Below are 23,076 nucleotides of genomic sequence, written 5' to 3'. Positions count from 1 at the left end.
AGTGGTTTGCACCACTTCGTCTTTCGTTAACGATTATTTAGCATATTCCACTGCTCTTGTTTCACGGATGACCGTGACTTTAATATGACCAGGGTAATCGAGCTCTTCTTCAATCCTTTTCCGGATATCACGTGCGAGTCGATGGGCCGAAAGATCATCGATTTGTTCTGGTTTCACTAGAATCCGCACTTCTCGTCCGGCTTGAATCGCAAATGATTTTTCCACTCCATCATAGGATTCGGAAATTTCCTCAAGTTTTTCAAGTCTTCTAATGTAATTTTCAAGCGTTTCACTTCTAGCTCCCGGTCTTGCGGCTGATAATGCATCAGCGGCAGCCACAAGCACTGAAATGATAGAAGTTGGTTCCGTATCGCCATGATGTGAAGCGATGCTGTTAATGACAGTTGGGTGCTCTTTATATTTGGTTGCTAATTCAACGCCAATTTCAACGTGACTGCCTTCCACTTCATGATCGATCGCTTTCCCAATATCATGCAATAAACCTGCACGGCGGGCAAGAACTTCGTCCTCACCAAGTTCAGCGGCCAGTAAACCTGAAAGCTGTGCCACTTCAATTGAATGTTTAAGTACGTTTTGCCCATAACTGGTACGGAACTTCAAACGTCCTAGTATTTTGATGAGATCTGGATGGAGACCGTGAACGCCAACTTCAAAAGTTGTTTGTTCACCAATTTCACGAATATGTTCATCCACCTCACGTCTTGCTTTGTCAACCATTTCTTCAATGCGGGCCGGATGGATCCGTCCGTCCTGAACAAGTTTCTCAAGAGCCAAGCGTGCCGTTTCCCGTCTAATTGGGTCGAATCCAGATAAAATGACAGCTTCAGGAGTATCATCGATAATAAGGTCAATACCTGTTAGCGTTTCTAACGTCCGGATATTTCGGCCTTCACGTCCGATTATCCGTCCTTTCATTTCATCGTTTGGAAGATTTACTACAGAAACGGTGGTTTCTGCAACATGATCAGCCGCACAACGCTGAATGGCAAGAGAAAGGACTTCTTTTGCTTTTTTATCAGCTTCTTCTTTGGCACGGGTATCACTTTCTTTAATCATAAGCGCTACATCGTGAGCAAGCTCGTTTTCCATTCGGTCTATAATGATTGCTTTAGCTTCTTCACGAGTTAAACCGGAAACACGTTCAAGCTCTGTTTGCTGCTTACGAACCGTCTCGTCCACTTTGCTTTCCATCTCTTCAATATGCTGTTGTCTTTGGTTTAGAGAATCTTCTTTTTTCTCCAAAAGGCTTTCACGTTTGTCTAACGTTTCATCCTTGCGGTCCAGATTCTCTTCTCTTTGCAATAACCGATTTTCTTGTTTTTGTAATTCGTTCCTTCTTTCACGGGCTTCCCGATCCGAATCGGCACGAACTTTATGAATTTCATCTTTTGCTTCCAACAAGGCTTCTTTCTTAAGTGCTTCCGCTTCACGTTTTGCATCCTCAAGGATGTGTTCAGCAGAGCCCTTTGCCCCTGCTATTTTACTCTCAAATTTTGATTTGTGAATAAAATAACCAACAACTGCACCGACGATTAGGCCAAGCAAAGTGAAGATGATTGTCATGGGTTCCATCGTTTCACCTCCCCTTGCTATGAACTTTTTACATAAAATGTTGAACTGTCGGCAAGTACATTGCACATAAATTCAATATACAGCACTTAATTTTCAAAATTTTAGTTTGAAAAATTGTAAAATATACATATTAATTGTATAGTTGAGAATTTTTATTGTCAAGCGTTTGTCCCTTATGTATCAATGATTATTCAAGTTTTCTTAATATCAACCATCATAATGTACAGCATTCTTTATGGAAGAAGTCTGTAAATCTGATTTCAATGGCATTTATTCCGCTGAAAATTTCACACTTTTCTCAAAATATATAGAAAAGGCCTAAGCGAATAACTTAGGCCTTTTCCAAATATCATTAATCAAGCAATTCAAAATGCTCTTCTGTTTCATTTTCTTCTGGTGGTAATTCATGCTCTCCATCAAGATTATAGTGATCTCTGATTTTCTGAGAAATTTCCTGAGCGATATCCTGATTTTCTTTCAAGAACAGCTTCGCATTTTCACGGCCTTGTCCGACACGCTCTTCATTGTATGAATACCATGAGCCACTTTTAAGGACGATATCAAGATCTGCACCCATATCGATGATTTCACCTTCCTGTGAAATCCCTTGACCATACATGATGTCAACTTCAGCTTGGCGAAATGGTGGAGCAACCTTGTTTTTTACAACTTTGATTTTCGTTTTATTACCGACGATTTCATTACCTTGTTTTAATTGTTCCGCACGGCGCACTTCCAGACGAACAGTTGAATAGAACTTCAATGCCCGGCCTCCCGGAGTCGTTTCTGGATTCCCAAACATAACACCGATTTTTTCACGGACTTGGTTAATGAAAATGGCAATGGTATTTGATTTATTAATGGAACCAGACAGTTTTCTAAGTGCCTGAGACATCATCCGGGCTTGAAGACCCATATGGGAATCTCCCATTTCGCCTTCGATTTCAGCTTTAGGAACAAGTGCTGCCACCGAGTCAATGACAATGATATCTACCGCTCCGCTTCGAACTAACGCTTCAGCGATCTCTAAGGCTTGTTCACCCGTATCAGGCTGTGAAAGCAGTAACTCATCGATATTCACACCAAGTTTTTCTGAATATGCTGGATCTAAAGCATGCTCGGCATCAATAAATGCAGCCGTGCCGCCAGTCTTTTGTACCTCTGCAATGGCATGTAATGCTACAGTCGTTTTACCGGAGCTTTCAGGTCCATATATCTCAATGACCCGGCCTCTTGGATATCCGCCCACTCCCAACGCTACGTCCAATGCTAAAGAACCGCTTGAGATCGTTGAAATTCTACGATCAGTCTGTTCCCCAAGTTTCATAATCGAACCTTTACCAAATTGTTTCTCAATTTGTTTTAACGCCATATCTAAAGCCGCTTGACGATCACTCACTTAATTTCCTCCTCTATATTCAACTAATCGGCTGTCCGATTAAAGGTGTACTTACGTTAGCAATTATTCGAGTTCAAGGTTTGTACCCTGTCTCAAAACCTATCTTTACTATATACTCTTTTTACTATTTTGCCAAGCAAAAAGTCGAACATTCATTCGTTTTTTTCTTTCGGGATATCCTTTGTAAAAACGCGTTTTAGCTTAAGGAAATTTCCATTTCGCTTCACTTACTCCCTAAAAAATACATTTTCATTGAATTAACTTTTTTCTTTTTTCCCTATTTTTCAAGAAACAAACTTCTAAAACCAAATAAAAAGCAGAGCTGTATTAAAGCTCTGCTTATGGCGTTTATAAATCCCTTAATAGGTAATGACAGCCGTACTTCACACTCCGAATACGGTTTTGCGCCCTGCTACCGGAAAGATTCAACTCCTTGAAATGAGTGTTTCCATCGCGATAGGAAATGCCAATAAATACTGTACCAACAGGCTTGCCTTCTTGTTCATCCGGCCCTGCAACACCCGTAAAGCTTATGCCTACATCCGCATCGAGCTTACTCCGGACATTAGAGGCCATTTCCATTGCACACTCACCGCTGACCACCCCATACACAGATATGGTATCATCACTGACGCCGAGGACATCGGACTTCGCATCATTCGTATAGCAAACCATTCCGCCCTTAAAGACTTTACCGGCGCCCGGGATGGTTGTCAGCTGTTCTTGGAACATCCCCCCGGTCAAGCTTTCAGCTGCCGCGATTGAAAGCTTGCGGACCGTTAATTCTTTTACAAGTTCCTTTATTAGCGAAGTATTATCACTACCATAATGGAACTTGCCGACCCTGCTAAGAATTTCTTTTTCCGTTTCTAAAATAAGCTCTTCGCATTTTTCTTTGGAAGGGCCTTTGGCGGTTATCCTTAACGTCACTTCCCCTTCGGCTGCCAGCGGAGCGATTGTCGGATTCGTTTGATTGACAAGGAGATCTTCAATCACCGTTTCCAGTTCTGCTTCACCTATACCGTAGAACCGGAGAACCTTGGAATCGATCCGTTCATGCTTTTCCAATTTATTCATGATCTTTTCATAACCATAACTTAAAAACATCGGCTCCATTTCACTTGGTGGACCAGGCAGGAGCATATATGTAATCCCGGATTTGGACAAGACCATTCCCGGGGCCATGCCATGATCGTTTGCCAACACTTCACTGCCTTCCAAGACAAGGGCCTGCTTTTTGTTGTTTTCCGTCATCGGCCGTTCCCGTTTTTGGAAGTAAGCTTCAATGGATTGCAAAGCTTCATCATTAAAAACGAGCTTTTTCCCGATATGGCGAGCAATCGTTTCTTTCGTTAAGTCATCTTTGGTAGGACCAAGCCCACCGGTAAAAACAATCAAGTTCGCCCTCGATTCAGCGATTTCTATAGCATGTTGTAATCGGCGGTCGTTATCCCCAACCACAGTATGGTAAAAAACGTTGATCCCCATTTCCGCAAACTGCTGCGATAAGAATCTTCCATTAGTGTTATTGATTTGACCTAAAAGAAGCTCTGAGCCCACTGCAATGATTTCTGCATCCATCTTTTCAAAACCACCATTCGTTTTACTTTGAATTAACAAATACTTCTTTGTTTTTTATAAAATAATCCAAACCTGACCAGATTGTAAAGATTAATGCAATCCATAATGCTATATTGGCAAATGGAAGTGAAATGAGGGCAAATGGAAGGTTATGCAGCAATAAAGCCGAAATAGAAACAATTTGTGCCCATGTTTTAATTTTACCTAGCTGGTTCGCTGCAACCACTTCCCCTGTACCCGCTAACACCAAACGCAATCCAGTGACTGCAAACTCGCGACTTATGATCACGATGGCAATCCAAGATTGACCGTACATTAAATCTAGATCAACCAAAACGATTAAGGCAGCCGAAACCAGAAGTTTATCTGCCAATGGATCTAAAAATTTCCCTAAATCAGTAATCATATTATATTTTCTGGCAAAATGGCCATCGATCCAATCCGTAGTGGAAGCGATTATAAAGAGGATGGCTCCAGCCAGGTGTGCCACTGGCAAACTGTATTCTCCCCAAGTCAGTGTCCCCCATGAAAAAGGAACGAGCATGATGATTAAAAATACTGGTATTAAACAGATTCTTGCTACTGTAATCTTATTAGGCAGATTCAAAACTTTTACCTCCAAAATTTACGCCTGCCATTTGGGCAATGCGTCTTAGATCAAAATAATGCTTATATGTATAATTTAACTCAAAATCCAATCTTATATGCCGGGTGAACCATTTCCCGCCGCCTTACTATTATATAGAGCAAAAATAGTCATCTATAAGATGACTATTCGGCTTTCGTAAATTGTATCGTAACCAATTGCGTATTCACTTCAGTCGGTGAAATGGAATACTCCAGCTTTTCATCATTCACATAAATCTCAGTTTCATATGCCCTGCCTATGTTGATGACAGCTTCTTTTTCATTGGTGAAATCAATTTCCTGGCTTTTGTCCTTTTCGATAGTGCCCTGGAAAAGTAATTTACCTTCACCATTTTTTATGCCGACCCATGGTGAGCCTTTGGAGGTCACCTTTAATTTAAAAGTATCGGTATTTTTTAATTCATAGGTACTATTTTTACCGCTGGAACTTGTGACGGCAAGATTTTGCTCTTTCTCTTCATCTTTGACTGCTGTATCATCTTCATTCTTCTTTTCAGATGAATCTGATTTATCTTCAGTCTGTTTTTGGTCTGCATTAGCTTCTTCTTTGTTAAACTCTTCACTTTTATTGTAATCCACGGCATCGCTCTGTTTTGCGTCCTTTTTGTCATCGTTATCCGGATTGCTCATATAGTTCAATACCAGAACCCAAATCAATACGGCCGCACCAATGACTAAAACGGCAGCCAAAATCTTCGGTAACAATTCCACAACCTTTGAATCTCCTGCCGGAATGGTTTTCCGGGTTTGGACCCGTGAAAGCTGTTCTGGCAATTCCTCACTATAAATCGATGGTATTTCACTCTTATATTGTTCGAAAATCTCTTCTGAATCCAATCCGACCGCTTCACAATATTGCTTTATGAATGCCCGTACATAGAACTTTCCAGGCATCATACTGTAATTTCCCTCTTCAATGCCAATGAGGTAACGCTTTTGGATCTTTGTTAATTCCTGCAAATCTTCTAAGCTAAGACCTTTGGCTTCCCTAGCTTCCTTTAATCGATTACCCAACTCAGTCAAATAAAACACCTGCCATTTTAAAAGTCAAAGGAACCAAAATCGGACCCTGAAAACTGGTCTTTTTGGTCGACAACTTCATATGTTATTTCTTCTTCAGGATTGTTTCGCAATTCAATAATATAATCAAAGTCTTCGAGGGTATACTCCGTATTTTGGACAAAAACATCCGGATGTTCGATTACTTTGACAGCATCAAGCCTCATTATTTCACGAATCAACTGCCAATGACGCTCATTTGCACGGCGAGTGGAAACAATTCCATCTAAAATGAACAAATTATCATTATTATATTCATCCTCAATAAGCTGGCTGCGGATAGTCTGCTTTAGAAGGGTCGATGACACAAACAACCATCTCTTATTTGCACAAACACTCGACGCTACGATAGATTCAGTTTTTCCGACACGGGGCATCCCTCGGATCCCGATCAATTTATGACCTTCCTGTTTAAATAGCTCGGCCAGGAAATCGACAAGCAAGCCTAGTTCATCACGAACAAACCTAAAGGTGTTTTTCTCATCGGCATCGCGCTGGATATAGCGTCCATGCCTGACTGCGAGGCGATCACGTAATTTAGGTTCCCTAAGCTTAATGACCTTTATCGTATCCATTGTACGGAGAATTGACTCGAATCTTTCTATATTACGGCTGTCTTTGGCCAACAAAAGTAACCCACGCCTGCCTTCATCTACCCCGTTAATGGTGATGATATTAATGGAAAGCATACCTAGAAGGGATGAAATATCCCCTAATAAACCAGGACGGTTGACTTGAATTTCATATTCAAAATACCATTCTTTATTATCCACGATAACACTCCTTAAGCCTAAAAGCTTTTGCCCTAATCATGGGCAAAAAACTTATCCATCGTAAATTTCAAGTCTGAACACTTTAATATTAATTGTCTAGCTTCTATAATATAGCATTTCGTGATAAGTTAAAAGGAAAAACCCTATAAAAGTATTCATTTTTATATAAGAGGACAAATAGTCATCCCCCTTGAATCCAAAAGGCCCTGTTAATTAATAACAGGGCCTTTTGGATTCATATTTTACTTCGTTCCATTGTTCTCGACTAACTTGACCATGACACTTGCCATGGCATGTTTTTCTTGATCGCTTGCCACTGACCAAAGATCAGCAAGCACTTTCTCTTGATCATTCTGGGGCTCAACCTGATTAGCTAGGTAATCACCGATTTCGAAAGCCAAGTTGTTAACAGCGTCTCCTGACAAGCCTTGTTGTTCACCTTGATGTAATCTGTCGCCTAAAAAGTTTTTCCATTGATCCCAATTGTCCAGTACAGACATGAATGGTCACCCTTTCCTTCAAAATAGTACAAAGATATTTTGTGAAGGAACCGAGGAAATTATACATGTCTTTAAAAAAATCATGTGTACCATCCGCCATTTACGCCTAAAATTTGCCCGGTTATATAGGACGACTTGTCGGAAAGCAAATAGTATACGGCCTCTGCGACTTCTTTGGAATGCCCCATCCTGCCCATCGGGATATCGGCTTTGATGATTTCCAGATCTTCTGCACTGAAAGATTCGAGCATGGAAGTGGAAATCGCACCCGGGGCAACGGCATTCACCCGGATTCCATTAAGCGATACTTCTTTGCTAAGCGCCTTGATAAATGCATTTTGGCTGCCTTTGACCATTGAATATAAAACTTCACACGATGCACCTGTCTGCCCCCAAATCGATGTGACGGCAACGATTGCAGCCTGTTCTTGGTACATAAGCTTCGGAAGCAGTTCCTTTGTTAATTGGAAAGGGCTCGTTACATGCAGCTGAACCATTTCAGTAACGATAGTCTCATCCATGTCAGATATAAGCCCGTAATAGCTATTGCCACTATTAAGGACGATTGCATGGAGGGCAAAAATATTTTCCGCCAATTTCTTGTAGCCGTCCGGTGCAGCCAAATCCGCTTGTATCGGAATAAGTTCGACTTGATGAGGCTTCAGTTCTTCAATCAGGGTAAGTATGGCTTCTTCATTGCTGTTATAATGTAAATAAAGTGAGTAATTCTCCTCGGCGAGCTTTATAGCGATTTCCCTGCCGATTCCTCCACTGGCTCCTGTAATAAGGGCAAAACGTTTCCCCACTTTCACGCCCCCTTTATATTATTTCGGAAGTACCTGACAGACTGTCATCCGTTCATCGGATATTAAGTCCTTGGCGACCTCGTTGATATCTTCGATGGTTAGTTTTTCCAATACTGGTACAACATCGAACAAGTTCATATCATTGAATGCATATCTGGTGAATTGATTCGCTATATATTCCGGCGAATTCAAGGAACGAAGGAAGGAACCGATTTTTTTCTTGATTGTCCTTTGCAGGCTTTCTTCATTCAGGCCGGTACCGGCTTTTGATTTTTGCAGGATACCGAATAAAGACTCCATCAACTCATCAGGTTTGGCGCTGTCCCCGCCAATTAACGCAAACCCAAAACCTTGTTCCTGTGTGTAATCATATGAGAAGCTTTGATCGATCAACCCTTCCTCATACAGCTCCTCATGCAAAGGCGAACTCTTGCCAAACAGCATTTCCAAATAAATACTGGTCGCCAATTCCCTTTTCAAAAGCTGTAAACCGGATTGGTTTACATTGATGGCCTTGATCCCCAGCATCACTTTTGGTGTCTGGACATTCATCCTTAAGACTTCTTTATCCTTGGCAACGATTTCCGGCTCTTCGTCAAATTTACGTTCCACTGCTGGTTGTTCGTTGTAGCCTTTATCATTTTGGTTATCCCGAATCAGTTTCATGGTACTTTCGACATCTACCGGTCCTACAACGAATAGGAGCATGTTGCTAGGATGGTAAAACGTATTATAACATTCATAAAGCATATCTTTCGTAATACCTGCAATCGATTCCACAGTACCGGCAATATCGATTTTCACTGGATGCTGATGATACATATTGGCAATCGTCCCGAAATATAACCGCCAGTCTGAATTATCATCATACATGTTGATTTCCTGCCCAATGATTCCTTTTTCCTTCTCTACCGTCTTTTCCGAAAAGTAAGGATCCTGGACAAAGTCAATTAAGGTAGTTAGATTCCTTTCGAAATCAGACGTGCTGGAAAATAAATAAGCTGTACGGGTGAAAGAGGTAAAGGCATTTGCAGATGCTCCCTGCTTTGAAAATTGCTGAAAAACATCACCATCTTCCTTTTCAAATAGCTTATGTTCAAGAAAATGGGCAATCCCATCTGGTACTTTTGAGAATTCCGTTTCATTCAATGGTTTGAAATGGTTGTCGATTGAACCATAATTCGTCGTGAAAGTCGCAAATGATTTATTGAACCCGCTTTTCGGAAGAATATATACTTCGAGACCATTATCCATTTTTTCATGGAAAAGCTCTTCTTTCAATTGAGTGAATGCTATTTTTTCCATTACCCTTGCACCTCCGCTTCCGTTAGGAAATAAATCGTATCAAGCTGGATCTTTTGACCGACTGCAATGATTTCGTCCTTTGTCGTCCGCTCTGTTTTTGCAAACCACTCGTCGAGTGATATATCCTGCCCGGAAATCACATTATGATATAAAATTTCCACAAGCCCTCTCGAAACGTCAATGGTTTCAAGGAGCTGGTTCTTAACGACCGCCTTTGTCTGTGCCAGTTCTTCATCGGAAAAGTTCCCTTGCTTCATTTCCTTCATTTGTGCATGAATGATATCCAATGCCTGCTTGTAGTTGGCATTTTCAATGCCGGCCATGACCATCAATAGACCTTTATGACTTTCAAGCCTTGAAGCTGCATAATAAGCAAGGCTGGCTTTCTCCCTGACATTAATGAAAAGTTTTGAATGTGAAAAGCCACCAAAAATCCCATTGAATAGCTGAAGAGCATAATAATCCGGATCACCGTATGCAACTTGGGTTCGATAACCGATATTCAATTTCCCTTGTTTCACATCCGAATTCTCGATGATTTCTTTTTCCTTCTCCACTGACTTGCCCGTCTCCCTTGGCAGTCTAACAGGCTTACGTTCTTGCAACGACACATACTTGTCAGCCAGCGCCTCCACTTCCGATCCATCGATGTCGCCGATTACATATAAATCGATTTCATCTTCCGACAGCATTTTTTTATAGTAGGCGAATAGGGACTCTGGAGTTATCGTTTCCAAGTCTTGAAGATTACCGCTCGCTTCTAAAGCATATGGTTCGTTTTTGCACATTTCCTCTACTAGACGTGTAGCTGAATATCGCATTTTGTCATCGGAAATGGATTGAATCCGCTGTTTTAAGGAACGGATTTCATTGGAAACCGTTTTAGAGTCAAAGGCTTCGCCGTTTTTCTTCGGATTGAAGATCACCTCTGATAATAGCCCAAAAGCCTTTTCAAGAAGCGGGGTTGAATCACTAAGGAATTTTTCATTTACGATATCAATCGTAAAACTTATGATTTGATATTCTCCTTTTTTAGCTACATCGACATAAAACCCTGCTCCATATAAATCATCAAGATAAGATCGAAGCTCGGGTGTTGTAGGATATTTACTTGTATTGCTTTGTAACACATATGGCAGCAATGCACGATATGTAACGTCCTCTTTCGTCAAAGGGGCTTTCATCTTCAGCACGAGAGTATTCGTTTTATATTTATCCGTCCGGACCACATGAAGCTTGTAGCCGCTTTTTTCCGTAATTGTATCGGAAGCAATAGACATGAATAATCCTCCTCATTATATAACTCACCTTTATTAGCTTATTGTTTGTAGATTGGAACCCTTTTAAACATCTACTTAAAATATACATGTGAAAGGAAAAATCATGCAAGTTACAGCTACTTTTTTTCGTTTTTCACCAGCTCACCATCACTTATGGCTCAACCTCAAAAGAAAAAAACCGGCCAGCACAGTTTGCTGACCGGTTAGACACTTATCTTTTTCCTTTGATGTATGGCTGTCCGGATGCTTTAGGAGCATCTGCACGTCCAATGAAACCAGTTAGCGCAATGATCGTCAGAACATATGGAGCGATCAAGAGGTAAACTGATGGAATATCCTTGAAGAAGGGAAGGCTCGAGCCAACGATACTCAAACTTTGAGCCAAACCAAAGAATAAAGCTGCTCCCATTGCCCCGATTGGGTGCCACTTACCAAAAATCATGGCGGCAATGGCCATGAAACCTTGACCATTAATTGTCGCATGATTGAATTCATTTGAAAAGATGGTAGCATAAATCGCTCCGCCGATACCCCCAAAAGCACCTGATAATAAAACGGCGGCATATCGGATTTTCGTAACATTGACACCCATCGTATCAGCAGCCATTGGATGCTCACCCACGGCACGGATCCTTAACCCGAATGGTGTTTTATAAAGTACATACCAAACGACAAAAGATATGAGAATCGCTATATATACGATGTAATAACCATTTGCGAAAAAGATGGGGCCAATAAATGGAATATCACTTAGTAACGGAACATCAATCCTTGGGAATGTTTCTGTGATTCTATCAGTTTGACCTTTGTCAAAAATCAGCTTCACCAAGAACATGGTCAGACCAACTGCCAACAAGTTGATGGCTACCCCACTAACCGTTTGGTCCGCCCTGAACGTAATGCATGCCACAGCGTGCAGAATGGAAAACAGCAAGCCGGCAACCATAGCCGCTAAGACGGCAAGCCAAGGAGTCCATTCACCAAATACATCAGCAAACATTAAGTTAAAAACAATCCCTGTAAAGGCACCAATGACCATCAAACCTTCTAAACCGATGTTTATGACACCAGCCCGTTCAGAAAACACTCCTCCGAGTGAAGTAAAAATAAGTGGAGCAGCTAGAGCTATCATAGATGGAATAATAATTTGTAATACTTGGTAAAAATCCACTTATTTCACCCCTTTCTTAAATCGAGCGGCAATCCAACGAATAAAATAACTGGAAGCGACGAAGAAAATGATCAATGCTATGACAATATCCACAATTTCACTAGGTATTCCGGTTTCTAGCGGCATATTTAAGGCCCCGGCTTTCAGTCCTCCAAATAATAAGGCTGCAAGCACAACACCAATAGCTGTATTCGCCCCTAATAAGGCTACTGCAATCCCATCAAAGCCCATACCTGTGAACCCGCCTTTGACTGCGGCATAACCGAAAGTTCCAAGACCTTCCATCGCACCAGCAAGTCCTGCAAAAGCACCTGAAATAACCATGGAAAGTATGATGTTCTTATTGACACTCATCCCTGCATACTCGGACGCGTGCTGATTGAAACCTACCGCTTTCAGTTCAAAGCCGGTTTTGGTCCTTTCAAGTAGGAACCACATGATGATTACGCAAATAATCGCTACCACTATTCCCCAATGCATCCGGGAAAAATCCGTAATGCTTTCAAAAAAAGGAGACCGCAGAGATGCTGTATCAGCAATTCTTTCTGTTTTATCCAGCTTGTCAGTCATTACATTCCTAATTAAATAATTCGTCACATATAAAGCTGTATAATTCAACATGATAGAAACGATTACTTCATGTACACGGAACTTAGCTTTTAAATAACCAGGGATAAATGCCCACAATGCCCCGGCAGCTGCACCAACTAAGATGGCCAATGGCAAATGGATGATCCTTGGAAGATCAAAAGCGATTCCGACCCAAACTGCCGCCAGCCAGCCTACAATCAATTGCCCTTCCACACCGATATTGAAAAGGCCCGTGCGAAAAGCAAAAGCCACTGCCAAACCGGCAAGGATATAAGGGATGATTGTCCTGACGGATTCCCCTACATAATAAGAATCCCCAAAAATCCCATTTACCATGGAGCCATAGCCGGCAACTGGGTCATAGCCGCTTACTAACATGATTATGGCCCCAACGACTAAGCCGAGGATAACTGCTATTAACGGACTCGTTAATTTAGATAAATACTTAGACATTTTGTTTTCCACCTGCTTCCGTCCGTTTACTGCCGGCCATTAGAAGGCCTAGCTCCTGTTCAGTCGTTTCTTTCGGATTGACAATTGCGACGATTTCCCCTTCGTATATAACGGCAATCCTATCGCTCACATTCATGATTTCTTCCAATTCAAATGAAATGAGAAGTACCGCTTTTCCTGCATCACGCTGTTCAATGAGCCGTTTATGGATAAACTCGATCGCTCCTACATCAAGCCCGCGTGTTGGCTGTGCGGCAATCAATAAATCCGGGTTCCTATCAACTTCCCGGCCGATGATCGCTTTTTGCTGATTCCCGCCAGAAAGAGCCCTTGCCGGGGTATATTCACTCGGAGTCCGAACATCATAGCTTTTGATCAATGAACGGGCTTTTTCAAATATTTTCTTTGAGTTCAAGATACCGGCTTTTGAGAAAGGCCTTTGATAGTAGGTTTGCAAGACAATATTTTCCCCAATGCTGTAATCGAGAACCAAGCCATGCTTATGCCTGTCTTCTGGAATATGGCCGACACCTGCTTCAGTAATTTTACGCGGCTTCAGATTCCTGATTTCTTTTCCATTTAGCATTATCGAACCAGCTGTTGTCTTCCTTAGGCCAGCCAATGCCTCAATCAGTTCGGATTGACCGTTTCCATCTACACCGGCAATACCGACAATTTCTCCTGCACGGACTGTTAAATCCAAGTTCCGAACAGCTGAAACGCCCCGGGAATCCTTGACTTCCAGTTCCTGAACCTCGAGAACTACATCCGAAGGAGTAGCGGCCGTTTTTTCCGTCTTGAATAGAACTTCCCTACCGACCATCAAGCTCGCCAATTCGTTAGGATTCGTTTCGTTGACGTTCACTGTACCAATTCCTTGCCCTTTGCGGATAACCGTTACCCGGTCACAAACCTCCATGATTTCCTTAAGTTTGTGTGTGATTAAAATGATAGATTTACCCTCTTTGATAAGGGCTTTCATAATATAAATCAATTCCTTGATTTCTTGAGGAGTCAATACAGCGGTCGGTTCATCAAAAATCAATATTTCCGCACCACGGTAAAGCGTCTTAAGAATCTCGACACGCTGCTGCATCCCTATTGAAATATCGGCAATTTTCGCATAGGGGTCAACACGAAGCTGATATTGTTCTGATAGTTTCCTAACTTCATCACTCGCTTCTTTTAAATCGATCTTACCCGCTTTGGATGGTTCTTTTCCTAAAATGATATTTTCCGTTACTGTAAAAGGGTCAACGAGCATAAAATGCTGATGGACCATCCCAATCCCTAAATCATTGGCAATGTTGGGACTGGTAATCTTGACTGGCTTCCCATTGACACGGATTTCTCCCTGCTCAGGCTGGTATAAACCGAATAAAACATTCATCAAAGTGGATTTACCCGCGCCATTTTCACCTAATAATGCGTGAATCTCCCCTTTTTTAACCTGAAGTGTAACGTTATCATTTGCGACGATGCCGGGGAATTCCTTACGGATATTAAGCATCTCAATTACATATTCCACGTATTATCAACTCCTAAAATGAGTGTAAATATTCTTTAATCATTCATTGCTTTACTAGCTTATTGATTTTTTAAAAAAAACCAAATGAAAAACTACGATTCTTTCATAGTTTTTCATTCGATATTTTTAAGGCAAAGCGTGATTGGGAAAAGAAAGAATAGAGGGCATTTCTGCCTCCCTATTCTTTCTGGCATTACAGCTTATAAATCAAGTTTTTCGAATTCTTCATCCGTACCCGGAACGACGAATTCACCTGATTTAATTTTTTCTGTCCATTCTTCGACCGCTTTTAAAGATTCTTCTGTTACGTTATCTTTTGTTTCGGAAATGCCTACACCATTTTCTTCGATACCGTACTCAATTACTTTTCCGCCTGGGAAGTTTCCTTCTTTCGCTTTCTCGGAAAGGTCTTTAACTGCCACGTCAACACGTTTTAACATGGAAGTCAGAGTGATGTTGTCGTCAGTTCCAGGAACTGCCCCCAATTTAGCTTGGTCGCTATCTACACCGATAACATAGATTTCTCTCTTAGGATCTTTTTGCTTTTGCTCTACTGCTTCAGTGAATACACCTTTACCAGTTCCGCCAGCAGCATGATAAATGATATCGACACCTGAAGAATACATGGAGCCTGCAGTTGATTTACCGATATCAGCTTTATTGAAATCTCCGGCATATTTAACTTCAACTTTTGCATCCGGATTTACAGATAAAACCCCAGCCTTAAACCCAACTTCGAATTTCTTGATTAACTCAGATTCAACTCCGCCGATAAAACCGACTTTGTTTGTTTTCGTTTGCATTCCGGCAATTACACCTACCAGGAAAGAACCTTGCTGCTCTTTAAAATTAATGCTGGCTACATTCTTTTTGTCAACAACTGTATCCACGATGGCAAAGTGTGAATCCGGACGTTGGTCAGCCACTTCACCAACAGCTTCCGCTAAAAGAAAACCGATACCATAGATTAGTTGATAATCTTCACGTACAAGCGTATTCAGGTTCTTAGCGTAATCGGCATCAGATTTAGATTGCAGGTAGTTGTAGCCATCTTTACCTTTTTCCAGACCATTATCCTTACCGAATTCCTGAATTCCCTTCCAAGCTGATTGGTTGAACGACTCGTCATCCACGCCGCCAGTATCAGTTACCATCGCAACAGTGAAGTTATCTTTGTTTTTCCCATTTGAAGATTCTTTATCATCATTCTCTGAATTACCACATGCTCCCAGTAGCGTACCTGCTGCAAGAACAAGTGAAAGAGCTAGTCCTAATTTGCGCTTTTTCAATTTTTATCCCCCTAATTTACATAGTTTTTGAGCAGGAATGTTCTGAAAAGTCATTTATGTTTGCGTTTTCACTTCTCGTTAATTTTTTTTGCATACGTTTGATCGACTTTTTTGGAATCGAAACAATCGCTTGCATTCATCCGTATGCAGAGTCAAGGCCTACACACGTTTACGAAGAACATGAAAGCTGAACATATTGGCTTTAAAGTAGTTAACAGAATACAGGATAGGCTGGTCCCAATCATCCAGATGCATCTGCTTTAAAACGAGTAGCGCGGCTTCTGGCGAGCATTTAAGGATTGGAGAAACTTTCTCATGATATCCAATAGGCTCAATCTCCGCTACGGCATGCGTAATTTTCCGATGCGCATCTCTTTCCAAAATATCAAAAAGGGACTCATCATTACGGTCAAAATTTTCTGAAAGAATAGATTCAGGAATTTTGTCAATACAGTAGACGACTGGCTCCCCGTTCGCAGTCCTTACTCGTTCGATGCTGACGATGCGTTCGTCTGTAGAACAAGAAAACCTGCGTATATCCTCTTCTGTAGGTTCTTGGGCCGTCGAGCTTAAGAAAATCGTACCCGGCTTCATCCCTGCCTCTTCAATCATGTTCGTGACACTTTTTAATTGCTCGATACCTGAGGTGAACCGAGGTTTCGGATTGACGAAAGTCCCAACTCCATGGCGGCGAATGATAATGTTTTCTTCTTCCAAAATTCGCAGCGCTTCTCGAAGTGTCGCCCTACTAACTCCCAATTTTTTCGCAAGATCGAATTCTGAAGGGAATTTTTCATTTTCCTGATAGACTCCAGCTTCAATATCCTGCTTCAGGTAATCAATGACCTGCAAATATAAATGTCGACTATCTGATTTTATTGACATACAGTTTCCCCCAGCTAATTTCTTAAGACATCAGACCTCTGATGTTGAATCATTCCTACTAATCGAAAATAATATAACATTTTTTTTAATATAAATAAATAGTGTTTTACTATTTACTTTAAAAGAATTTAGGAGAAATTACCCTTCCCTGTGTCTTTCAATCTAGATGTGGCTGCAGAATTTGTACGATTATTCTCCTAAATCAGATAAATCTTAAAGTGAAAGGCTAGATGCATCCAGCTATGTTCAAGATGCTTTTTTCCTGTATAATAGGATTTATCTTCTTTGAAGGGATGTACACAAGATGTTAAAGATTACAGAATACACAATCGAAAAATTGAATGATCCATTTGGTATTTTGTCCGGGGAACGTTACGAGTTGTTCTTGGATATTGAAGTGCCTGAAGAGGATGAGCTCTTTTCAGAAAATGGTTTATATATCCGGGTGCTTTTTGCTTTGGAGGAACAAAAAGGCAAATTGATTAAATATGATATTTTTGAAAAAGGGAGCGAAGGCGCACTCGAATTCGATTTAGAAGAAGATGAAGAAGCGATGATTACCGACTTCTGCCTTAAACATTTAGACGAGGCGATGAATAATTAAAAAACCGGGCCGCTGCCCGGTTTTTTCTTTACCTATGATGAATGAGCTTCATCTTGTTCATCTTTTGTAACCAATACATTTCGGGGTTTACTGCCTTCATATGGACCGACAATTCCCCTCGCTTCCATTTCATCAATCAATCTGGCTGCCCGGGTATAGCCAATCCGGAAACGGCGCTGCAGCATGGAAACAGATGCAGTCTGCATTTCTACGATCAAGGATACCGCATCCCCATATAAATCATCTTCGACTTCACCATTTGAGGTTTCTGCAATTTCATCGGGTATCATTTCTTCGTTGTATTGTGCTTTTTGCTGTGAAATGACATATGTGACAACTTCCTCGACTTCATTGTCGGATAAAAAGGCCCCTTGGACGCGGACCGGTTTTGAAGCTCCTGAAGGCAGAAAGAGCATGTCACCCCGGCCTAACAGTTTTTCGGCCCCGCCCATGTCGAGGATCGTTCTCGAATCGGTCATTGATGAAACACTAAAAGCAATCCGAGATGGGATGTTCGCTTTAATGACCCCTGTAATTACATCTACGGATGGCCGCTGAGTCGCGATTATCAAGTGGATGCCAGCAGCACGAGCCATTTGTGCAAGCCTTGTGATGGCATCCTCTACATCGTTAGAAGCGACCATCATCAAATCTGCCAGCTCATCGACAATGACTACGATATAAGGCAAGAGCGGTTGTTTGGCGTCTTCTTCAATGTTATACCGGTTAATGTAATCATTGTAGCCTTCAATATTTCGCGTACCGGAATGAGAAAATAGCTCATAGCGCCTTTCCATTTCACTGACCACTTTTTGCAAAGCCTGTGCAGCTTTCTTTGGATTGGTCACTACAGGTGCGAGTAAGTGGGGAATTCCATTATAGACATTCAACTCGACCATTTTTGGATCGATCATCATCATTTTCACTTCATGCGGTTTTGCCCGCATCAGAATACTCGTGATAATCCCATTGATACAAACGGATTTCCCGCTGCCCGTAGCACCAGCCACTAGTAAATGCGGCATTTTATTGAGCTCCGCCTTAACCGCTTCACCGGAAATATTCCGCCCTAGGCCTATTTGCAGTTTTGCGTCAGGCTTGTCAACTTCTTTGGCCTCTAAAACTTCCCTTAATGACACCATCGCCACTTCGGAGTTAGGCACTTCTATTCCGATTGCCGATTTTCCGGGAATCGGCGCTTCGATCCTAATATCCTTTGCGGCAAGTGCAAGGGCCAAGTCATCGGATAGGCTGACAATTTTACTTACCTTCACCCCTACATCCGGATGTACTTCGTATTTGGTTACGGCAGGGCCTAAATGAACTTGAGTGACCCTCGCTTTCACCCCAAAGCTATGAAAGGTGCGCTCAAGTTTTGCCGCATTATCATGAATTAATTGGTACTCTCCGCTTTGGTCGGTTTTTTTAGGCTGCAATAACAAAGAAAGAGGCGGTAAAAGATATTCTTTATTCTCCACTTCCGTAAAATTCATAGGCGGAACGGCATCATCCTGGTCCCCTGCATTTTCAGCTGCAGGCTCCGTAACAACGGGAATTATTTCGTTTTCGTCGCTATAGGCTTTATCAGCAAAGCTGGAAATGATCCGTTCCGTCGCCATTTCCTGTGTTTCCTCTTCTAGAGGGGGCTGATCCGTTTCTTCCACCGGTTCGTTTTGCCGTTTCTTCTTTTTCACGGGATTCTTTTTCTTTTCTTTTTTGTCTTCATTCCACGTTTTCACATCATCTCTGAATGCGGACCATTGCTTTTTGAAAAAGCCGCCAAGACCCCTGAAAAACTTCCCTAGGGTTTCACCTAACGTTTTCCCGGTCAATAGGACGGCACCTACAATGATAAAGAGGAATGAAACGATTTTCGATCCAGCTTCGTCGAATAGAAAGTATGAAGCTGCAAATAATATCGCTCCAATCATACCGCCCCCAAGGTCCTTTGAGCTGGCCTTGCCGGTCACTTCCATCCAGAAAAGTTCCCATGTATTCGAAATGACGCTGGGCTTCGTAAACGGCCCTCCATCTGCAAGCATGTTAAACAGGGTAACATGACTTAGCAGGAGCATGCTCGCAACAAGGAAATACATCCCGACCAATTGCCGTTTCAACAGGTACGGGACCTCTCTCTTTATCATCAAATAGAATCCAGCTGCAATTGCTCCCAACAAAAAGAGGATATACCATTCCCCCATGAAGAAGCGGATTAAAAAGACCGTCCCGTTTCCCACTGCTCCAAGCTTGGCAATGGCAATGATGGCCAAGCCTATTATGGTGAGGCCAATCAATTCATATTTAAGCGTTAGTTTTAACTTCTCTGTACTATTCTTTTTTCTGCGTTTCTTCTTTGCCATAAGATCACCTGATTCTTCATGAAACTATTCTAACTTTCCTATTCAACATCACTACATGATTTCCCTTCACGAAACAAACGTTCGCTACTGATTATACCAAATAAATATGACCCTGTCCTTGATATATATACCATTCATTCTTTAGGAGGACATTTTTCCCATATAATGAATAAAGCAGCCAAGCGGCTGCTGATTTTCATTCCAGTATATCATAATTTACCTCAGTTAGTCGTTTTTACTAATGGTTCATATGTTCAAACACATTTATGACAGCTCCCGGCTGAATGTGTACATTCATATAATCTTCAGGATCGGTGCTGACGATTCGATCAATGCGAAACGTGCGGCCACCGTCATGTTCAACCATAACATGTACACCATTGTAGATCATTTCCATTAAATTCGCCGTCTTCTCATGGTGATGAGGGAAAATTATTTCTTCAGGAACGATCGTATAAAGCGTCATTGCAAAAGCCCCTCCTCTTCCCCGGCAATTTTTGGCCTTCTTTCTTCCATGAAGCTATTTAGTTTTCTCATGGCCTGGCCCACTCCTCCTACATCATCGATCATACCGATTTCAACTGCCTCGGCCCCGATAACATTCGTACCGATATCACGTGTCAAGTTTCCTTTGGCAAACATTAAATCCTTAAAACTTTCTTCCGTAACGTTGGAGTGGCGCGTAACAAATTTAATGACTCTTTCCTGCATTTTATCCAAGTATTCAAAGGTTTGAGGCACGCCAATGACTAGCCCCGTCAAACGAATTGGATGAATCGTCATCGTTGCTGTTTCTGCTATATAGCTATGGTCACACGAAACCGCAATCGGCACACCGATCGAGTGCCCTCCCCCAAGTACAATCGAGACGGATGGCTTTGATAGGGAAGCCAGCATTTCTGCGATTGCCAGTCCCGCTTCGACATCTCCTCCGACCGTATTTAATATGACAAGCAGCCCCTCTATATTGGGATTTTGTTCAATTGCCACAATTTGCGGAATAACATGTTCATATTTGGTCGTTTTATTTTGAGGCGGCAGCTGCATATGTCCTTCAATTTGTCCAATGATCGTCAAACAATGGATTTTTGAGTCTTGAGATAGTTGCGGAACATTAGTAGCCCCCAGCTGCTGGATCTTTTCGATTAAAGTTGAATTCTTACCTTCCTGCTTGCCTTCATTTTCATTTGGTAATGGTGCATTATCCACTATGCCAACCCCTTTCTCTTTTAGCCTATAGCTTTATTATGTCTCGAGTCTCGGACTTCATTCTTCAAGATATGGAGTCAGAAAAAAGAACCCCTGACTGTTCAAATCAGGGGTTACTTACTTAATATTCCATTATGATCGGTAAAATCATTGGGCGGCGTTTCGTTTTTTCATAGAAGAATTGGTTTAGTGCATCACGCATTTCCTGCTTCAGCGTGGACCAATCAAAAGGCTGGCGCGACCCATTTTTCTTTACGATTTCACTTACTATTTCAGTTGCTTCCGCAATCATTTTTTCTGATTCGCGAACATATACGAAGCCCCTTGAAATGATTTCAGGGCCTGCTGCAATGCTTTTATCCTGACGGTTCAACGTGACGACTACAATCAAAATGCCATCTTGGGATAACAAGCGCCGATCACGAAGAACGATATTACCCACATCTCCAACACCGCTGCCATCTATCAAGATATTTCCTGCAGAGACTTTGCCGGAAAGCCCCATTTTATTGCCCTTTAGTTCGATGACATCCCCTTTTTCGGCAATTATGATGTTTTCACGCTTAATTCCCGCAGCAACCCCAACTTTTTGATGGGCATATAAATGGCGGTATTCCCCATGTACAGGGATTAAGAATTTAGGATTCATCAAATTGATCATCATTTTTAGCTCTTCCTGGCTCCCATGCCCTGTTACGTGCACTTTATATTTATTGGCAGATACCACTTCAGCACCAACCCTGTATAGCAAATCGACGGTTTTGGATAAAATAAGTTCACCGCCCTGCAGGGGTGATGCACTGATCAAAACGGTGTCTCCCTTTTTGATCGTTACCTGCTTGTGGGTCTGCTTTGCCATTTTTTGAAGTGCTGCAATGGGTTCACCCTGATGACCAGTCGATAACACGACGATTTCACGGTCGTCATAATGGCAAATTTCATTAATCGGGATTATCAGCTTTTCTTCGACCTTTAAGTAGCCAAGATTCAAGGCTGTTTCATAAACGCGTTGCAGGCTTTTTCCTACAACTGCCACTTTTCTGCGACTTGCTGCAGCTGCATTGAAAACATGTTGAATCCGGTTGATGTTCGAAGCGAAGCACGCAACGATGATCCTTCCGGAGGCAGCATGGAAAACCTCTGTTATATCTTTGGCCACAACTGCTTCTGAAGTCGTATAACCTGGCCTCTCGGCACCGGTACTATCCGAAAGCAGGCATAGGACACCTTCTTCACCGATACTGGCCATCTTACCGATTTCCGGTTTATATAGATCCGTTGCTGCCTGGTCGAATTTGAAATCCCCTGTATAAACGATTGCACCTTCACGAGTATGGATCACGACTCCGACAGAATCGGGAATGCTATGGTTAGTCCGGAAAAAGGACACGGCTGCTTGAGGGAAACTTAAAAGGGAATCCGAATCGATTTCAGTGAAAGTTGCCCTGCCGTTAAAGCCATCTTCCTTTAATTTCGTTTTGATTAAAGCAAGTGTAAGCTTAGTTCCATAAACAGGAGCCGGTAAATATTTCAAGACATAAGCAAGCGCTCCCATATGGTCTTCATGACCATGGGTAATGAATATCCCCTGCACCCGTTCCTTATTATCCATCAAATAAGAAATATCTGGGATGACCGCATCGATTCCGAGCATTTCGTCTTCCGGCAGCATTAATCCTGCATCAAGAAGATAGATGTCCTCGTTCACCTCAACGACGTACATATTTTTACCAAGCTCCCCTTGTCCTCCAAGAGAAATCACTTTTATTCCATTATTTTTATCTTTACCCAATCGAATATCCTCCTTAAAAAATCCCGTTCATAATTTCCCAATGATTTCATTATAACCGATGTTCAAAAAACATGACAACACTTACCATTTTCAGAGGGACTTTTTCATATAATTCAAAAAAAACAACCTATTATGTAAGAGATCCTTTGTACTTTTACCAGTTTCGATTGATTATAAAAAATTCAAATACTATCATCCCGAAATCGGAAAGTATATCCCGTTCATATACATCATTATGTAAAAACAAGCC

At 41.8% G+C, this 23,076-nt stretch carries 20 protein-coding genes; 1 reads left to right on the top strand and 19 read right to left on the bottom strand.

Annotated features, from left to right (window positions below; translation table 11 throughout):
- Nucleotides 1–33 precede the first annotated feature (33 nt).
- From rny to J7I96_RS09670, 15 genes are all read right to left on the bottom strand, one after another.
- Nucleotides 34–1,593, bottom strand: coding sequence for a ribonuclease Y (gene rny / locus J7I96_RS09740; RefSeq protein WP_063231807.1), 1,560 nt, complete (start codon nucleotides 1,591–1,593; stop codon nucleotides 34–36).
- A 352-nt stretch (nucleotides 1,594–1,945) separates the two neighbouring features.
- Nucleotides 1,946–2,992 carry a recombinase RecA gene (recA, locus tag J7I96_RS09735; RefSeq protein WP_034313522.1) on the bottom strand — a complete coding sequence of 349 codons (1,047 nt, stop codon included), beginning with the start codon at nucleotides 2,990–2,992 and terminating at the stop codon, nucleotides 1,946–1,948.
- Nucleotides 2,993–3,340: 348 nt separating this feature from the next.
- Nucleotides 3,341–4,573, bottom strand: coding sequence for a competence/damage-inducible protein A (locus tag J7I96_RS09730; RefSeq protein WP_214770048.1), 1,233 nt, complete (start codon nucleotides 4,571–4,573; stop codon nucleotides 3,341–3,343).
- Between the two features lie 22 nt (nucleotides 4,574–4,595).
- Complete coding sequence (gene pgsA / locus J7I96_RS09725; RefSeq protein ID WP_034313524.1) at nucleotides 4,596–5,180, bottom strand: CDP-diacylglycerol--glycerol-3-phosphate 3-phosphatidyltransferase; 585 nt, start codon at nucleotides 5,178–5,180, stop codon at nucleotides 4,596–4,598.
- A 164-nt stretch (nucleotides 5,181–5,344) separates the two neighbouring features.
- Nucleotides 5,345–6,244, bottom strand: coding sequence for a RodZ domain-containing protein (locus tag J7I96_RS09720; RefSeq protein ID WP_214768481.1), 900 nt, complete (start codon nucleotides 6,242–6,244; stop codon nucleotides 5,345–5,347).
- Between the two features lie 17 nt (nucleotides 6,245–6,261).
- Nucleotides 6,262–7,053: a DUF3388 domain-containing protein gene (locus J7I96_RS09715; RefSeq protein ID WP_034313530.1), complete on the bottom strand. Its 792-nt coding sequence runs from the start codon at nucleotides 7,051–7,053 to the stop codon at nucleotides 6,262–6,264.
- Between the two features lie 242 nt (nucleotides 7,054–7,295).
- Complete coding sequence (locus tag J7I96_RS09710; RefSeq protein ID WP_214768482.1) at nucleotides 7,296–7,553, bottom strand: DUF3243 domain-containing protein; 258 nt, start codon at nucleotides 7,551–7,553, stop codon at nucleotides 7,296–7,298.
- A gap of 80 nt (nucleotides 7,554–7,633) precedes the next feature.
- Entirely contained in the window at nucleotides 7,634–8,359 is a 726-nt protein-coding gene (ymfI, locus tag J7I96_RS09705; RefSeq protein WP_214922974.1) for an elongation factor P 5-aminopentanone reductase, read from the bottom strand.
- An 18-nt stretch (nucleotides 8,360–8,377) separates the two neighbouring features.
- A complete protein-coding gene (yfmH, locus tag J7I96_RS09700) occupies nucleotides 8,378–9,664 on the bottom strand; it encodes an EF-P 5-aminopentanol modification-associated protein YfmH (protein ID WP_214922972.1) in 1,287 nt (428 codons plus the stop codon).
- Entirely contained in the window at nucleotides 9,664–10,944 is a 1,281-nt protein-coding gene (yfmF, locus tag J7I96_RS09695; protein ID WP_214922971.1) for an EF-P 5-aminopentanol modification-associated protein YfmF, read from the bottom strand. Before yfmF ends, yfmH begins: the two co-directional genes overlap by 1 nt.
- Nucleotides 10,945–11,155: 211 nt before the next feature.
- On the bottom strand, nucleotides 11,156–12,115 hold the full coding sequence (locus J7I96_RS09690; protein ID WP_214922970.1) for an ABC transporter permease: 960 nt from the start codon (nucleotides 12,113–12,115) through the stop codon (nucleotides 11,156–11,158).
- Nucleotides 12,116–13,159: an ABC transporter permease gene (locus J7I96_RS09685; RefSeq protein WP_214768486.1), complete on the bottom strand. Its 1,044-nt coding sequence runs from the start codon at nucleotides 13,157–13,159 to the stop codon at nucleotides 12,116–12,118. It lies immediately after the preceding gene.
- Nucleotides 13,152–14,687: an ABC transporter ATP-binding protein gene (locus J7I96_RS09680; protein ID WP_214922969.1), complete on the bottom strand. Its 1,536-nt coding sequence runs from the start codon at nucleotides 14,685–14,687 to the stop codon at nucleotides 13,152–13,154. Before J7I96_RS09680 ends, J7I96_RS09685 begins: the two co-directional genes overlap by 8 nt.
- Nucleotides 14,688–14,887: 200 nt before the next feature.
- Nucleotides 14,888–15,976, bottom strand: coding sequence for a BMP family lipoprotein (locus tag J7I96_RS09675; protein WP_214768488.1), 1,089 nt, complete (start codon nucleotides 15,974–15,976; stop codon nucleotides 14,888–14,890).
- 159 nt (nucleotides 15,977–16,135) lie between these two features.
- Nucleotides 16,136–16,861 carry a GntR family transcriptional regulator gene (locus tag J7I96_RS09670; protein ID WP_034313556.1) on the bottom strand — a complete coding sequence of 242 codons (726 nt, stop codon included), beginning with the start codon at nucleotides 16,859–16,861 and terminating at the stop codon, nucleotides 16,136–16,138.
- A 304-nt stretch (nucleotides 16,862–17,165) separates the two neighbouring features.
- Here J7I96_RS09670 and J7I96_RS09665 point away from each other — a divergent pair, with 304 nt between their 5' ends.
- On the top strand, nucleotides 17,166–17,465 hold the full coding sequence (locus J7I96_RS09665) for a DUF6509 family protein (protein WP_214768489.1): 300 nt from the start codon (nucleotides 17,166–17,168) through the stop codon (nucleotides 17,463–17,465).
- Nucleotides 17,466–17,497: 32 nt separating this feature from the next.
- Here the strand turns inward: J7I96_RS09665 and J7I96_RS09660 are convergent, their stop codons facing one another.
- From J7I96_RS09660 to J7I96_RS09645, 4 genes are all read right to left on the bottom strand, one after another.
- Nucleotides 17,498–19,825, bottom strand: coding sequence for a DNA translocase FtsK (locus J7I96_RS09660; RefSeq protein WP_214922968.1), 2,328 nt, complete (start codon nucleotides 19,823–19,825; stop codon nucleotides 17,498–17,500).
- 238 nt (nucleotides 19,826–20,063) lie between these two features.
- Nucleotides 20,064–20,291 (bottom strand): YlzJ-like family protein, encoded by a 228-nt coding sequence (locus tag J7I96_RS09655; RefSeq protein ID WP_214768491.1) that lies wholly within the window; start codon nucleotides 20,289–20,291, stop codon nucleotides 20,064–20,066.
- The gene (locus J7I96_RS09650; protein WP_396020081.1) at nucleotides 20,288–20,971 is read right to left on the bottom strand and encodes a ClpP family protease; all 684 of its coding nucleotides are present in this window, start codon (nucleotides 20,969–20,971) and stop codon (nucleotides 20,288–20,290) included. The genes J7I96_RS09655 and J7I96_RS09650 overlap by 4 nt, the downstream gene beginning before the upstream one ends.
- 184 nt (nucleotides 20,972–21,155) lie before the next feature.
- On the bottom strand, nucleotides 21,156–22,826 hold the full coding sequence (locus tag J7I96_RS09645; protein WP_214922967.1) for a ribonuclease J: 1,671 nt from the start codon (nucleotides 22,824–22,826) through the stop codon (nucleotides 21,156–21,158).
- Nucleotides 22,827–23,076: the final 250 nt, after the last annotated feature.

Source organism: Bacillus sp. ISL-78 (assembly GCF_018613455.1).
GTDB lineage: Bacteria > Bacillota > Bacilli > Bacillales > DSM-1321 > Peribacillus > Peribacillus frigoritolerans.
Note: the sequence above shows the minus strand (reverse complement) of the source record. Positions and strands in the feature narration are given on the sequence as shown.

Bases quoted from the DNA above. Each gene is read 5' to 3' on its own strand.
- rny (WP_063231807.1), bottom strand. From the start codon at position 1,593: ATGGAACCCATGACAATCATCTTCACTTTGCTTGGCCTAATCGTCGGT.
- J7I96_RS09730 (WP_214770048.1), bottom strand. From the start codon at position 4,573: ATGGATGCAGAAATCATTGCAGTGGGCTCAGAGCTTCTTTTAGGTCAA.
- J7I96_RS09710 (WP_214768482.1), bottom strand. From the start codon at position 7,553: ATGTCTGTACTGGACAATTGGGATCAATGGAAAAACTTTTTAGGCGAC.
- yfmH (WP_214922972.1), bottom strand. From the start codon at position 9,664: ATGGAAAAAATAGCATTCACTCAATTGAAAGAAGAGCTTTTCCATGAA.
- yfmF (WP_214922971.1), bottom strand. From the start codon at position 10,944: ATGTCTATTGCTTCCGATACAATTACGGAAAAAAGCGGCTACAAGCTT.
- J7I96_RS09685 (WP_214768486.1), bottom strand. From the start codon at position 13,159: ATGTCTAAGTATTTATCTAAATTAACGAGTCCGTTAATAGCAGTTATC.
- J7I96_RS09670 (WP_034313556.1), bottom strand. From the start codon at position 16,861: ATGTCAATAAAATCAGATAGTCGACATTTATATTTGCAGGTCATTGAT.
- J7I96_RS09665 (WP_214768489.1), top strand. From the start codon at position 17,166: ATGTTAAAGATTACAGAATACACAATCGAAAAATTGAATGATCCATTT.
- J7I96_RS09660 (WP_214922968.1), bottom strand. From the start codon at position 19,825: ATGGCAAAGAAGAAACGCAGAAAAAAGAATAGTACAGAGAAGTTAAAA.
- J7I96_RS09655 (WP_214768491.1), bottom strand. From the start codon at position 20,291: ATGACGCTTTATACGATCGTTCCTGAAGAAATAATTTTCCCTCATCAC.